Genomic DNA, 13,589 nt, shown 5'->3' on the forward strand with positions numbered 1-13,589 from the left:
AGGCAGCGCTTGTTGGCGAAACGGCAACTTCGGGATTACTCGTGATCTTCCCATGCCTGAGCGCGAGCCACCGCTTTTTTCCAGCCGCTGTAGCGGTAGTTGCGTTCGGTGGTTTCGATGCTTGGGCGGAATTCACGCTCAACCACCGCTTTGCTCTTCACTTCATCCAGATCGTTCCAGTAGCCGATGGCCAGGCCCGCCAGGAACGCCGCGCCCAGCGCCGTCGATTCACGCACTTCAGGGCGTTCTACGCGGGTGCCGAGAATATCGGATTGGAACTGCATCAGGAAGTTGTTGGCGACCGCGCCGCCGTCCACGCGCAGCGATTGCAGGCGGGTGTTGGCGTCGGCCTGCATGGCGTCCAGCACGTCACGGGTCTGGAAGGCGATGGATTCCAGCGTGGCGCGGATGATGTGGTTGCTGTTGGCGCCGCGGGTCAGGCCGAAAATGGCGCCGCGAGCATACGGATCCCAGTAAGGCGCACCCAGGCCGGTGAAGGCCGGCACCACATAGACGCCGTTGCTGTCTTTCACCTTGGTGGCGAAGTATTCGGAGTCGGCGGCGTCGCTGATCAGTTTCAGCTCGTCGCGCAGCCACTGGATAGACGCGCCGCCGATGAACACCGCGCCTTCCAGCGCATAGTTCACTTCACCGCGCGGGCCGCAGGCGATGGTGGTCAGCAGACCGTTTTTCGACCGTACCGCTTCTTTGCCGGTGTTCATCAGCAGGAAGCAGCCGGTGCCGTAGGTGTTCTTCGCCATGCCCGGTTGAACGCACAGCTGGCCGTACAGCGCCGCCTGCTGGTCACCGGCGATACCGGCGATAGGAATACGCGTGCCGCCCTTGCCGCCGATGTTGGTCTGGCCGTATACCTCGGAGGAAGGACGGACTTTCGGCAGCATGGCGCGCGGAATGTCCAGCACTTCCAGCATGCGTTCGTCCCAGTCCAGCTCGTGGATGTTGAACATCATGGTGCGTGAGGCGTTAGTGTAATCGGTGACGTGTACGCGGCCCTGGGTCATCTTCCACACCAGCCAGGTGTCGACGGTGCCGAACAGCAGTTCGCCGCGTTTGGCGCGCTCGCGGGCGCCTTCGACGTTGTCCAGGATCCATTTCACCTTGGTGCCGGAGAAGTACGGGTCAACCACCAGGCCGGTGTTGTGACGGATGTACTCTTCCAGGCCGTCGCGCTTGAGCTTCTCGCAGATGTCGGCGGTGCGGCGGCACTGCCAAACGATGGCGTTGTAAATCGGCTTGCCGGTCTCTTTTTCCCAGACGATGGTGGTTTCGCGCTGGTTGGTGATGCCGATGCCGGCGATCTGATCGGAATTGATGTCGGCTTTCGCCAGCACTTCTACCAGCGTCGAACTTTGCGACGCCCAGATCTCCATCGGGTCGTGCTCAACCCAGCCGGCCTTTGGATAGATCTGCGGGAATTCGCGCTGCGATACCGCAACGATGTTGGCGTCGTGATCGAGCACGACGGCGCGTGAGCTGGTGGTCCCTTGGTCGAGTGCGACAATGTATTTTTTTTCTACAGTCATGGTAATTATCCTGCTGTTGTTAACCGTTTAAAACTGCACCCATCATGCTTTACGCTGCTGGGTCTTGGCGTCGGGCTCTTCCTCCGTCACGCAAACGTCGCACGGCAGGTGGCGGCCAATCAGCGCGCGGTAACCGAAAGCGCCCAGGCCACAGCCGACGATAGGGGCGAAGATCGGCACCAGGAAGTACGGGATATCACGTGCGCCGGTGAAGGCGACTTTGCCCCAGCCGGCCAGGTAGGCGAACAGTTTCGGCCCGAAGTCACGCGCCGGGTTCAACGCAAAGCCGGTCAATGGTCCCATGGAGGCGCCGATCACGGCAATCAGAATACCGATCAGCAGCGGCGCCAGCGGGCCGCGCGGAATGCCGTTGCCGTCGTCGGTCAGCGCCAGGATCAGGCACATCAGGATTGCAGCGATCACCATTTCTACCAGGAAGGCCTGACCGACGGAGATGTGCGCGTTAGGGTAAGTCGAGAAGATGCCGGCCAGTTCGAGGCTTTCGTTGCTGCCGCGCACCATGTGGTGGGCCGCTTCGAAGTCGAAGAACAGGTTGTAGTACAGCCCATAGACCAGGGCCGCTGCGCAGAAGGCGCCGGCGACCTGCGCAATGATGTAAGGCACCACTTTGCGCCCGTCGAAGCAGGCGAACAGCCACAGGGCGAGGGTGACCGCCGGGTTGAGATGCGCACCGGAAATGGCGGCGGTCAGATAGATGGCCATGGCGACGCCCAGGCCCCAAATGATGCTGATTTCCCACTGGCCGAAGCTGGCGCCCGCCAGTTTCAGCGCGGCAACGCAGCCTACGCCAAAGAAGATCAGCAGCGCCGTGCCGAGGAACTCGGCGATGCACTGGCCTTTTAATGTCGGACTGGTGGTTTGGCTCATAATGTTGTTGTCCTGCAAAACGGCGGTTGTTGGTTTATAGGCTCAGTTGGGTAGAGATCTGGCCTATGGGCACAGTTTTTTTCATCTCGTCCAATTATTGAATAAGGACGTGATGTAAATTTATCGTTAACGAACATAAACGAGAAATAGCGAAATCAAAATGTGTGTGGCGCGTCATAAAATTGAGCGATTTCGCGTCGTTTAGTGTTCTTTCTGAGCCATAAAAGTGTGATCTGACCAGTGGTTTGCTGAGGGTTGTTAACAACTCGCGGCGGCGGCGATGGGGATTTTCAGTTTTTGCTGATGGCGGGGGCAGGAAAATTGCAACAGACTGCGCGATGATCCGGTATGTTGCTAGACAGGCGGAGACTGGCTACTTACAATCGTTTTTAACGAATCGAGACCGGCGCGCCTTTCGTAACGGCGCGCGTCACTGAGCGCGATGCAATATTCGCAGTAGCTGCAGCCGATGTTGCGGCCGCTACTTATAGATGTACGCCTTGCTATCATGAGGGGACTGAAGCATGTCATTTGAAGTATTTGAGAAACTGGAAGCAAAAGTACAGCAGGCGATTGATACCATCACCTTGTTGCAGATGGAAATTGAAGAGCTGAAAGACAAAAACAACTCTCTGTCGCAGGAAGTTCAGGCTGCCTCCGGCAACCACGAAGCGTTGGTGCGCGAAAACCAACAGCTGAAAGAAGAACAGCACGTATGGCAAGATCGCCTGCGCGCGCTGCTGGGCAAAATGGAAGAGGTCTGATCCTCACGCCATGCAGCAACGAAAAGGGCGCCTCAGGCGCCCTTTTTCATGACCGGAAATCACTCGATGTCGAGCGGGTCCTCGGAGAGGATGATACCGGTGTTGTCGGCATACAGGTGGTCGCCGGAGAAGAAGGTGACGCCACCGAAGTTGACGCGGATATCGCTTTCGCCCACGCCTTCGCTCACGGCACCCGCCGGGATCGCCGCCATCGCCTGAATGCCGATGTCGAGTTCTTCCAGATCGTCCACCTGGCGCACCGCGCCGTACACCACGATGCCTTCCCATTCGTTCTGGGCGGCCAAGCGCGCCAGTTCGGCGTTGATCAGCGCCCGGCGTACCGAACCGCCGCCGTCGACCAACAGCACGCGGCCGCGGCCGTTTTCTTCAAGCAGATCGAACAACAGGCCGTTATCCTCAAAGCATTTCACCGTGGTGATCTGCCCGCCAAATGAAGTACGCCCGCCAAAATTGGAGAACAGAGGTTCAACAACGTTCACCTCTTCATGATAGATGTCGCAAAGTTCGGAAGTATCGTATTTCATAGGATTTTACGTCTGTTTGCCGCTGGAATGTTCAGTATATCCCTTTATTCGCCCTGTTGGCAAAATCATCAGTTTTTAACTGAGCGCCACGCCGATGGCGAACAGCAGGTTGGCCAGCAACGCCGCTTTGACCATGTGTTCCAGCATCGGCCGCATGCCGACCGGCGTCGGATCGCGCAGCACGCGCAGGCCGTGGCGCGTCAGCAGCGGGATCGCCAACACGAACAGCCAACCCCACGGGCTGTGCAGGTTGAACAGCGTAAACAGCGCGAAACACAGCACTGCGCCGCCGAGCAGCAGGGCATGGTAAATGCGCGCCTTGTGCGGGCCGAGACGCACCGCCAGCGTGTTCTTGCCGTTTTCGCGATCGCTCTCGATATCGCGCAGATTGTTGATGTTGAGCACCGCCGTCGCCAGCAGGCCGCAGGCGGTGGCAGGCAGCATCACCACGCTGTCGAAGGTGTGCGTTTGCAGATAGTAGGTGCCGGCCACGCTCAGCCAGCCGAAGAACACCAGTACCGAGATGTCGCCCAACCCCAAATATCCGTAGGGCTTGTTGCCGACGGTATAGGTGATGGCTGCCACGATAGACAGCCCGCCCAGCACCAGAAAGCCCACCACGTCGCTGGGTTGCTCGCAGGCGACGGCGATCAGCGAACAGCCGGCGAGGGCGATCAGCACTACCGTCACCACCAGTGCCCGTTTCATCTGCGCCTGGGTGATCATGCCTTTCTGCATGCCGCGCAATGGCCCGATGCGATCTTCTTTGTCGCTGCCTTTGACCGCATCGCCGTAGTCGTTCGCCAGGTTGGAGAGGATCTGCAGCAGGCCGGCGGTCAACAGCGCCAGCAGCGCCACTTCAGGTTTCAGGCTGCCGTGCCAGGCGGCGATTGCCGAGCCGACCACAATGGAGGCAAAGGCCAGCGGCAGGGTGCGGGGGCGTAGACTTTCCAGCCAGGCGGAGATCGGGGTGGTGGGGGTTGATGAGCTCATGTTTCGCTTCTGTGTCCGTTAGAAATAATAGTGGGAGGCAATGCCTCCCACACAGATGACTGACAAGACAATGATTGAGCGATTATAGGATAAAACGACTCAAATCTTCATCCGCCACCAGTTCATCCAGATGACTGCGCACGTAATCCGCATCAATTGTAATGGATTGGCCATTAATTTCACTCGCATCGTAGGAAATATCTTCCATCAGACGCTCCAGCACGGTGTGCAGACGACGCGCGCCGATGTTCTCGGTGCTTTCGTTGACCTGCCACGCGGCTTCGGCGATGCGGCGGATGCCGTCGGCGGTGAACTCGATATTGACGCCTTCGGTGCCCATCAGCGCTTTGTACTGTTCGGTCAGCGACGCGCTCGGCTCGGTCAGGATGCGCTCGAAATCTTCGGTGGTCAGCGCCTGCAGCTCAACGCGGATCGGCAGACGGCCCTGCAGTTCCGGGATCAGATCCGACGGATTGGCGGTCTGGAACGCGCCGGAGGCGATGAACAGGATGTGGTCGGTCTTCACCATACCGTGCTTGGTGGACACGGTGCAGCCTTCCACCAGCGGCAGCAGATCGCGCTGTACGCCTTCGCGGGAAACGTCCGGGCCGGAGCTTTGGCCGCCGCGCTTACAGATTTTGTCGATCTCATCGATAAACACGATGCCGTGCTGCTCAACCGCTTCGATCGCCTGCTCTTTCAGTTCTTCCGGGTTTACCAGCTTGGCGGCTTCTTCTTCCACCAGCAGCTTGAAGGCTTCTTTGATCTTCAGCTTGCGTGGTTTTTGCTTTTGGCCGCCGAGGTTCTGGAACATCGACTGCAGCTGGTTGGTCATCTCTTCCATGCCCGGAGGTGCCATGATTTCCACGCCCATCGGCGCGGCGGCCAGATCGATTTCGATCTCTTTGTCATCCAGTTGGCCTTCGCGCAGTTTCTTGCGGAATGCCTGGCGGGCGGCGGACGGTTCCTGATTTTCTTCCGGCTGGCCCCAGTTGTTCTTGGCCGGCGGGATCAGCACGTCGAGAATGCGCTCTTCGGCCAACTCTTCGGCGCGGGTGCGGTTTTTCTCGATCGACTGCATGCGCACCATTTTGATGGCGGCATCGGTCAGATCGCGGATGATGGAGTCCACTTCTTTGCCCACATAGCCCACTTCGGTGAACTTGGTGGCTTCAACCTTGATGAACGGCGCGTTGGCCAGCTTCGCCAGACGACGGGCGATTTCGGTTTTACCGACGCCGGTCGGGCCGATCATCAGAATGTTTTTCGGGGTCACTTCGTGACGCAGCATCTCGTTGAGCTGCATCCGGCGCCAGCGGTTGCGCAGGGCAATGGCGACAGCGCGTTTGGCCTTGTTTTGGCCAATGATATAGCTGTCCAGTTCGCTGACGATCTCGCGCGGGGTCATTTCAGACATGGTATTCGATCCTTACGCTTTGGAAGGCAATTCTTCAATGGTGTGGAAATGGTTGGTGTAAATACAGATATCGCCGGCGATGTTGAGGGATTTCTCAACGATGTCGCGGGCGCTCAGCTCGGTATTTTCCAACATGGCGCGGGCGGCGGCCTGGGCGTACGGGCCGCCGGAGCCGATGGCGATCAGATCGTTTTCCGGCTGCACCACATCGCCGTTGCCGGTGATGATCAGCGAGGCGGTTTCATCGGCGACCGCCAGCAGCGCTTCGAGCTTGCGCAGCATGCGGTCGGTGCGCCAGTCTTTCGCCAGTTCGACGGCGGCTTTCACCAGGTGGCCCTGATGCATTTCCAGTTTGCGTTCAAACAGTTCAAACAGCGTGAAGGCGTCAGCGGTGCCACCGGCGAAACCGGCGATCACTTTGTCGTTATACAGGCGACGCACTTTCTTGACGTTACCCTTCATCACCGTATTACCCAGGGTTGCCTGGCCATCACCACCGATGACGACCTGGCCGTTGCGGCGTACGCTTACAATTGTTGTCACGAGCAGACCCTCGTTAAAGACGGAAAGAAGTCCCCGCAGCGCCTGCTTTCGCAGACGCTACGAGGCATATTGAGAGTATAGATGGGGGGGGATTGACGCTTTTCAACCCCCAACGGAGAGGGGAATGCAACTCGACATGCCGACGCCCTTCAGGCGTGAAAGGGTTTTATCCGCTGCGGCGCGGCTGCTGTAGGGGCCGAGCACCACGCGATTCCAACCGCCGCCGGCGGTGATGCGGCTCTCGATGCCTTCGAACGCCAGGCGCGCGCGCACGGATTCAGCCTGATCGGTGGCGCGGAACGAACCGCATTGCACCATCCACTTCTGTTTCGATTCCGGCTTGGTGTCCTGCTTGGCCGTGTCCTGTTTCACTTCCGGTTTCGGCTCCGGCTTCGGTTGCGGCTTCGGCTCAGGCTGTTTCACCTGCACCGGCGGTGGGGTGACCGGCTTCGGCTGCTGGTGCTGCTGCACCGGCGCGGTGGCGGCCCCGTTGTTGAATGGGTTGCGCGGCGCCTGGGTAACCTGCTGCTGTTGCTGTACCGGCTGCTGCTGCATTTGCTGTTGTTGCATCTGTTGCTGCTGGCGGTTGCTGCGCGCGTTGGCCTGGCCCGGATCGTTATACGGCACTTCGTTCAACTGCGTCGGGCGCTGCTGCATGTCGGCCTGCATTTGTTCCAGCAACTGCCGCTGTTCGGCGGTCAACTGAGTTTTGGAATTGAGCTCGCCGCCGGCCGTCGGTTCGGTCGGGGTTTGCACGCCGATCTGCCGGTTTTCCAGCTCTTTGATGTAGCGCCAACGCTCTTCCGGCTTCGGCGGCAGGCCGTTGCCTGGGCGCGTGGTGTGCGCAGGCAACAACGGCGCGTCTTCCGGCTTGTTGTGCGTAATGAAATAGAGGCCACCGACAAAGACAACCAGCAACGCGGCGGCTAACGCCAGCACGGTTTTGGAAACCTTCGGAGAACTGCGTTTTTTACGGCTGGGGGTTTTACGCTTAGCTCCTGCTGCGCGCCCACGGCTTACATAGTCTTTTTGTGCCACTATTATTCCGCTGTGTCCTGATGAGAGGATAAGTCCGTCATGTTACTGAACCCTAAAATATTTGACTAGCGTTTCGGGGCAGCGGTGCTGCCTCTGATAATCAATTCACTGTCCAATAGCCGGGAGCCGCTGGCCACCGTCTGGCCGTTCAACTGCTCCAACAGCAATAACATCGCCTGTTGGCCTATCTGGAAACGCGGCTGCGCCACCGTGGTCAGCGGCGGATCGCAATACTGCGCCAGCTTGAGGTCGTCAAAGCCGACGATCGACAGATCCTGCGGTACCCGCAGCCCCATTTTCTTCGCCTGGGACAGCACGCCGATCGCCATGACGTCGCTGTGGCAGAACACCGCCGTCGGCGGTTTCGGCTGAGCCATCAGCGCCGTCAGCGCTTGCGCGCCGGCTTCGTAGGTAAAATCACCCCGGGTAATATAGCTGCTTTCGACGGTAATGCCATTACGACGTAGCGCTTGAACGTAACCCTGCAGCCGATAATGGCTCAGCGGCATCTGTTCCGGCCCGGCGACGCAGGCGATCTGCCGGTGGCCCAATTGATGCAAATAATGCACGGCTTCAAAGGCGGCGGTCAGGTTATCGATGTGCACCGTCGGCAGTTCCAGCTCGGGGGCAAACTCGTTGGCCATCACCATCGGCGGCAGGTTGCGCTGCTCTTCCTTGCTGGCGTCAAACGGCAGGTTGGAGCCCAGCAGCAGCATGCCGTCGATCTGTTTGGTGATGATCAGATTGACGAAGGTGCGCTCTTGCTGATTTTGCTGCGCGCAGTCGCCGATCAGCACCAGATAACCTTGTTGGGCCGCGGTCTGTTCGATCCCCTGGATCACATCGGCGAAAAACGGATCGCAGATGTCGGGCACGATCACCAGGATGGTGCGGGATTCGTTGCGTTTGATATTGCGTGACAGAGCATGAGGAGAATAACCCACGGCCAGCACGGCCTGTTCCACTTTCTGGCGCGTTGGCGTTGACACCTTTTCCGGGTTCATCAGCGCACGCGATACGGTAGCCGTTGAAACGCCCGCCATTTCGGCGACGTCTTTCATGGTCGCCATGGATAACTCTTTCTTGTGTTCCAACGCCTTTCTCCTTGCGTCAGCCCCATGCCGACGCCACTACTGCTGTTTGCTCACAATGTCCGGCATGCGGTGGCGGGATTGTTGTCATTGAGCGCCACTCGCGTTCGGGCACTCCGTCGCGCTGCGATGTGGCGACAAAATTTGCCCTCGCAGACATTCTAAACAGAATACGCCCCGCCTTTGTTACCTAATTTGCATAAAAAATGTGACCTGAGAAGGTTTTTTAGCGTTCGCTCGCAATTTCAAGGGTAAACGTTTGCACTGCGGCAGCTAAATCGGACTTTTCCGGGATCAGCTGTCGATCGGATCGACATCCAGCGTCCATTTCACCTTGCGCGTTTGCGGCAGGGTGCCGATCAGCGGCAGCGAGCTTTTCATCAGCTGTTGCAGGACGCGCCGCGTCGGGTGCTGCAGCAGCAGCTGCCAGCGGAAACGGCCGCCGCGTTTTGATTGCAGCGCCGGCACCGGGCCCATCACCCACAGCGAGTCGTCCTTCAGCGGGCTGGCTTCCAACAGATTGCGCAGCTGCTGCAAGAACAACGGGGCCTGCTGGTTGTCGTGATCTTCGGCGCGCACGATGATGTGGCTGGTGTAGGGCGGCAGAAACACGCTATTGCGCTCCGCCAGCGTTTGTTTGGCGAAGGCGTCGTAACCCTGTTGCAGCAGCACCTGCAGCAGCGGGTGCTCCGGATGGTGGGTTTGCAGCAGCACTTCACCCTGTTTGCCCGCGCGGCCCGCCCGGCCGGAGACCTGGGTATACAGCTGAGCGAAACGCTCGGCGGAGCGGAAGTCGGCGGAGAACAACGCGCCGTCCACGTCCAGCAACGCCACCAGCGTGACGTCGGGAAAATGGTGGCCTTTGGCGAGCATCTGCGTGCCGATCAGAATGCGCGCTTCGCCGCGATGAATATCCGCCAGGTGTTGCTCCAGCGCCCCTTTGCGGCTGGTGGTGTCGCGATCGATGCGGGTGATCGGCGTGTCGGGGAACAGCGGCGCCAGCTCCTGTTCCAGCTGTTCGGTGCCGACGCCGACCGATACCAGGTGGGTGGAGCCGCACTGCGGGCACTGGTGCGGCACCGGTCGCTGGCTGTCGCAGTGGTGGCAGCGCAGCTGGCGCTGATGCTGGTGGAAGGTGTAGTAGTGATCGCAGCGCTGGCACTCGGCGATCCAACCGCACTCGTGGCACAGCAGCGCCGGAGCGTAACCGCGGCGGTTGAGGAACAGCATCACCTGGTTGCCGGCTTTTAAATGGTGCTGCATGCTTTTCAAAAGCGGTTGCGACAGGCCGACCTTCAGCGGCAGCCCTTTCAGATCGATCAGATGCTGCGCCGCCGGTTTGGCGTTGCCCGCGCGCTGGGTGAGCTTCAACTGGCGATATTTGCCCAGTTGCACGTTGTGCAGCGTTTCCAGTGCCGGCGTGGCGGAGCCCATCACCATCGGGATGTCTTCTTCCCGGGCGCGGAACACCGCCAGATCGCGGGCGTGGTAGCGCCAGCCTTCCTGCTGTTTATAAGAGCTGTCGTGCTCTTCGTCGATGATGATCACGCCCAACTGTCGGAATGGCGTGAACAGCGCCGAGCGGGTGCCGATGACGATGGCGGCTTCGCCGCTGCGCGCGCGCAGCCAAACCGCCAGCCGCTCGCTGTCGTTCAACCCGGAGTGCAGCACGTCCACCGGCGCGTTGAAGCGCTCGCGAAAGCGGGCGATGGTTTGCGGCGTCAGGCCGATTTCCGGCACCAGCACCAGCGCCTGTCGGCCTTTGGCCAGCACGTTTTCCAGCACGCTGAGGTACACCTCGGTCTTGCCGGAGCCGGTCACCCCGGCCAGCAGCCAGGCGGCGAACTGCTCATCCTCGCTTCTGATCGCCCCGACGGCGGTGGCCTGTTCGGTATTCAGCCGCAGCCGCTCGCCCAGCACCGCGAAGTTGGGGCGCCAGTCCTGGGTGGCCGCGACCTGAGCGCGCAGGTCGATCAGCCCTTTGGCGCGCAGCGCCTGCAGAGCGCTTTCCGTCAGCTCAAGCTGGCTGACCTGATGGCGATAGACCGGGCGTTGCAGCAGCGCCGCCAGCGCCTGCTGCTGTTTCGGCGCGCGTTTCAGGCTTTCGGGCGGGGTGGCGCGCCCCTCTTCGGTGGCGAACCACTGCCACAGCGGCGCGGCCTCGGCCGGTTTGCCTTGGCGCAGCAGGATCGGCAGCGCATGGAACAGCACTTCACCGATGGGATAGTGATAGTAATCGCTGGCCCAGCGCAGGATGCGCCACAGGCTGGGAGAGAACAGCGACTCGGTGTCGATCACGCTGTCGATCGGCTTGAGCTTGCCCAGCGGCAGTTCGCTGGTGTCGCTGCAGCCGGTGACGATGCCGATTGCATGCTGCCTGCCCCAGGGCACGCCCACGCGCGCGCCGGCCACCGGCTGCATGCCGGGCGGCAGCAGATAGTCGAAGGTGCGGGCGAGGGGGACCGGCAAAGCAACGTGTACGACGGGCATGATCTCATCCAAATTGAAAAAAAGTGGGCATCAGTTTACACGGCGCATCGGCAAATGTACGGTTCCGATTGCGCGCCCCGACTAATGCTGTATAATTTGCCGCCTTTGGTATAATTCGATACCAAAATTCTATTATCAACCACGTGTGGTGTCTGGCGAAACAGGGCTGGATAGCGACACGGCCTTAACTGAGGTTTCCCATGAAACAAGGTATCCACCCAAAATACGAAGAAGTTACTGCTAACTGCTCTTGCGGTAACGTGATGAAGATCCGCTCCACCGTGGGCCACGATCTGAACCTGGACGTTTGTGGCGCATGCCACCCGTTCTACACTGGCAAGCAGCGTGACGTTGCTACCGGTGGCCGCGTTGACCGCTTCAACAAGCGTTTCAGCGTACCAGGCGCTAAGAAATAAGATTTCTTATCGACCGATGAAAAAGGCGCCCTGGGCGCCTTTTTTCTTTTCTGCCGCCGGCGTTCGCCGGGCGGTTCTCAATATTCCCAGGTATCGGGATCGACACCCAGTTCGCGCATCAACGCTTTTGCGGCTTCCGGGATTTCATCGCTGCGCTCTTTGCGCAGGTCTTCATCGTTCGGCAGCGGCTGGCCGGTAAAGGCATGCAGAAACGCTTCGCACAGAAGTTCGCTGTTGGTGGCGTGGCGCAGGTTGTTCACCTGGCGACGGGTCCGTTCGTCGGTGAGGATTTTCAGGACCTTCAGCGGAATGGATACCGTGATCTTTTTGACTTGCTCGCTTTTTTTACCGTGTTCAGCGTAAGGGCTGACATACTCGCCGTTCCACTCAGCCATGGGACACCTTAACTTTGTCAGAAAAATTACAAAATTCTAAAAACCGGCCAATTATGCCCGATCTTCACTGTTCTCACTAAATAAATGTCAATTTTACGCGACCAGGGTCACTGAATGCCCCGCTTCGGCCAGGCATTGCCGCTTAACATCTTATCGTCATGTCATATCGGCATAATTTTAGCGGGTATTGTGTCATTGCTCAATCTATACGCAAAGAAGTTTAGATGTCCAGATGTATTGACGTCTATCAATCCTGCGATTACTCTTTAGGCCTCATCCACCGAACCGAGAGCCGAGCGAGCCCATGACGCGTAAACCAGCCACGATTGCCGTACGCAGCGGCCTGAACGACGACGAACAGTACGGCTGCGTTGTCCCGCCGATTCATCTTTCCAGCACCTATAACTTTACCGACTTCAACCAACCCCGAGCCCATGACTACTCGCGACGCGGCAACCCGACGCGCGACGTAGTGCAGCGCGCGTTGGCGGAGCTGGAAGGCGGCGCCGGCGCGGTGATGACCGGCAGCGGGATGTCGGCGATCCATCTGGTGACCACCGTGTTGTTGAAGCCCGGCGATCTGCTGGTGGCGCCGCACGACTGCTACGGCGGCAGCTATCGGCTGTTCGACAGCCTGAGCAAGCGCGGCGCCTATCGCGTGCTGTTCGTCGATCAGGGTAATGAAGAAGCCCTGCAGCAGGCGCTGGCGCAAAAGCCGAAGCTGGTGCTGATAGAAAGCCCCAGCAATCCGCTGCTGCGGGTGGTGGACATCGCGGCGATCTGCGCTGCCGCGCATGCGGCGGGCGCGTTGACGGTGGTGGACAACACCTTCCTCAGCCCGGCCCTGCAACAGCCGATCGAACTCGGTGCCGATCTGGTGGTCCATTCTTGCACCAAATACCTGAACGGGCATTCGGACGTGGTGGCCGGGGCGGTGATTGCCAAAGATCCCGAGCTGGCGGTCGAGCTGGCCTGGTGGGCGAACAACATTGGCGTGACCGGCGGCGCGTTCGACAGTTATCTGTTGCTGCGCGGCATGCGCACGCTGTCGCCGCGCATCAAGGCGGCGCAACAAAATGCTGAAGCGATTGTTGACTATTTACAGCAGCAACCGCTGGTGAAAAAGCTGTATCATCCCTCCCTGCCGGAGAATCCGGGGCATGAGATCGCCCGCCGTCAGCAGCGCGGTTTCGGCGCGATGCTGAGTTTTGAACTGGACGGCGATGAAGCGGTGCTGCGCCGTTTTCTCTCTGCCCTTGAGCTGTTTACTCTGGCAGAATCGTTGGGCGGCGTAGAAAGCCTGATCTCGCATGCAGCGACCATGACTCACGCCGGCATGGCGGCGGAGGCGCGGGCAGCGGCCGGCATCTCCGAGAGCCTGCTGCGCATTTCCGTGGGTATTGAAGACAGTGAAGATTTGATTGCCGATCTGGAACGCGCTTTCCAGGCGGCGGCAACGAGGTAA

Annotated in this window: 13 protein-coding genes; 3 read left to right on the forward strand and 10 right to left on the reverse strand. The window is 59.6% G+C overall.

Annotated elements, in window-relative coordinates; genetic code table 11:
- Window positions 1–35: 35 nt before the first annotated feature.
- Both glpK and ACMGGK_RS24465 read right to left on the reverse strand, forming a co-directional pair.
- Entirely contained in the window at window positions 36–1,544 is a 1,509-nt protein-coding gene (glpK, locus tag ACMGGK_RS24460; protein ID WP_004931097.1) for a glycerol kinase GlpK, read from the reverse strand.
- Between the two features lie 42 nt (window positions 1,545–1,586).
- The gene (locus tag ACMGGK_RS24465; RefSeq protein ID WP_015379417.1) at window positions 1,587–2,432 is read right to left on the reverse strand and encodes an MIP/aquaporin family protein; all 846 of its coding nucleotides are present in this window, start codon (window positions 2,430–2,432) and stop codon (window positions 1,587–1,589) included.
- A 524-nt stretch (window positions 2,433–2,956) separates the two neighbouring features.
- On the opposite strand from ACMGGK_RS24465, the gene zapB reads away from it, so the two are divergent.
- Window positions 2,957–3,196 carry a septal ring assembly protein ZapB gene (zapB, locus tag ACMGGK_RS24470; protein WP_004931092.1) on the forward strand — a complete coding sequence of 80 codons (240 nt, stop codon included), beginning with the start codon at window positions 2,957–2,959 and terminating at the stop codon, window positions 3,194–3,196.
- Window positions 3,197–3,255: 59 nt separating this feature from the next.
- Here the strand turns inward: zapB and rraA are convergent, their stop codons facing one another.
- The 7 genes from rraA to priA form a co-directional block, all read right to left on the reverse strand.
- Window positions 3,256–3,741 (reverse strand): ribonuclease E activity regulator RraA, encoded by a 486-nt coding sequence (gene rraA, locus ACMGGK_RS24475; RefSeq protein ID WP_004931090.1) that lies wholly within the window; start codon window positions 3,739–3,741, stop codon window positions 3,256–3,258.
- Window positions 3,742–3,816: 75 nt separating this feature from the next.
- Complete coding sequence (locus ACMGGK_RS24480) at window positions 3,817–4,734, reverse strand: 1,4-dihydroxy-2-naphthoate polyprenyltransferase (protein ID WP_016929715.1); 918 nt, start codon at window positions 4,732–4,734, stop codon at window positions 3,817–3,819.
- A gap of 82 nt (window positions 4,735–4,816) precedes the next feature.
- Window positions 4,817–6,151 (reverse strand): HslU--HslV peptidase ATPase subunit, encoded by a 1,335-nt coding sequence (gene hslU / locus ACMGGK_RS24485; RefSeq protein WP_004931086.1) that lies wholly within the window; start codon window positions 6,149–6,151, stop codon window positions 4,817–4,819.
- A 12-nt stretch (window positions 6,152–6,163) separates the two neighbouring features.
- Window positions 6,164–6,694, reverse strand: a complete 531-nt coding sequence (gene hslV / locus ACMGGK_RS24490; RefSeq protein ID WP_004931085.1) for an ATP-dependent protease subunit HslV — start codon at window positions 6,692–6,694, stop codon at window positions 6,164–6,166.
- A 102-nt stretch (window positions 6,695–6,796) separates the two neighbouring features.
- The gene (gene ftsN / locus ACMGGK_RS24495; protein WP_028128088.1) at window positions 6,797–7,732 is read right to left on the reverse strand and encodes a cell division protein FtsN; all 936 of its coding nucleotides are present in this window, start codon (window positions 7,730–7,732) and stop codon (window positions 6,797–6,799) included.
- A 65-nt stretch (window positions 7,733–7,797) separates the two neighbouring features.
- The gene (cytR, locus tag ACMGGK_RS24500; protein ID WP_004931082.1) at window positions 7,798–8,826 is read right to left on the reverse strand and encodes a DNA-binding transcriptional regulator CytR; all 1,029 of its coding nucleotides are present in this window, start codon (window positions 8,824–8,826) and stop codon (window positions 7,798–7,800) included.
- Window positions 8,827–9,117: 291 nt separating this feature from the next.
- On the reverse strand, window positions 9,118–11,313 hold the full coding sequence (gene priA / locus ACMGGK_RS24505) for a primosomal protein N' (protein WP_420277415.1): 2,196 nt from the start codon (window positions 11,311–11,313) through the stop codon (window positions 9,118–9,120).
- A 200-nt stretch (window positions 11,314–11,513) separates the two neighbouring features.
- Between priA and rpmE the strand changes: the two genes are divergently transcribed.
- Window positions 11,514–11,729: a 50S ribosomal protein L31 gene (gene rpmE / locus ACMGGK_RS24510; RefSeq protein WP_004931078.1), complete on the forward strand. Its 216-nt coding sequence runs from the start codon at window positions 11,514–11,516 to the stop codon at window positions 11,727–11,729.
- Window positions 11,730–11,806: 77 nt separating this feature from the next.
- Here rpmE and metJ read toward each other — a convergent pair whose 3' ends face one another.
- Window positions 11,807–12,124 (reverse strand): met regulon transcriptional regulator MetJ, encoded by a 318-nt coding sequence (metJ, locus tag ACMGGK_RS24515; protein WP_004931076.1) that lies wholly within the window; start codon window positions 12,122–12,124, stop codon window positions 11,807–11,809.
- A 304-nt stretch (window positions 12,125–12,428) separates the two neighbouring features.
- On the opposite strand from metJ, the gene metB reads away from it, so the two are divergent.
- Complete coding sequence (gene metB, locus ACMGGK_RS24520; protein ID WP_015379413.1) at window positions 12,429–13,589, forward strand: cystathionine gamma-synthase; 1,161 nt, start codon at window positions 12,429–12,431, stop codon at window positions 13,587–13,589.

It is taken from the genome of Serratia sp. BNK-33-b, from assembly GCF_048684565.1.
Classification (GTDB): domain Bacteria; phylum Pseudomonadota; class Gammaproteobacteria; order Enterobacterales; family Enterobacteriaceae; genus Serratia; species Serratia marcescens.

Bases quoted from the DNA above. Each gene is read 5' to 3' on its own strand.
- priA (WP_420277415.1), bottom strand. From the start codon at position 11,313: ATGCCCGTCGTACACGTTGCTTTGCCGGTCCCCCTCGCCCGCACCTTC.
- glpK (WP_004931097.1), bottom strand. From the start codon at position 1,544: ATGACTGTAGAAAAAAAATACATTGTCGCACTCGACCAAGGGACCACC.
- rpmE (WP_004931078.1), top strand. From the start codon at position 11,514: ATGAAACAAGGTATCCACCCAAAATACGAAGAAGTTACTGCTAACTGC.
- ACMGGK_RS24465 (WP_015379417.1), bottom strand. From the start codon at position 2,432: ATGAGCCAAACCACCAGTCCGACATTAAAAGGCCAGTGCATCGCCGAG.
- zapB (WP_004931092.1), top strand. From the start codon at position 2,957: ATGTCATTTGAAGTATTTGAGAAACTGGAAGCAAAAGTACAGCAGGCG.
- metJ (WP_004931076.1), bottom strand. From the start codon at position 12,124: ATGGCTGAGTGGAACGGCGAGTATGTCAGCCCTTACGCTGAACACGGT.
- metB (WP_015379413.1), top strand. From the start codon at position 12,429: ATGACGCGTAAACCAGCCACGATTGCCGTACGCAGCGGCCTGAACGAC.
- hslU (WP_004931086.1), bottom strand. From the start codon at position 6,151: ATGTCTGAAATGACCCCGCGCGAGATCGTCAGCGAACTGGACAGCTAT.
- rraA (WP_004931090.1), bottom strand. From the start codon at position 3,741: ATGAAATACGATACTTCCGAACTTTGCGACATCTATCATGAAGAGGTG.
- ACMGGK_RS24480 (WP_016929715.1), bottom strand. From the start codon at position 4,734: ATGAGCTCATCAACCCCCACCACCCCGATCTCCGCCTGGCTGGAAAGT.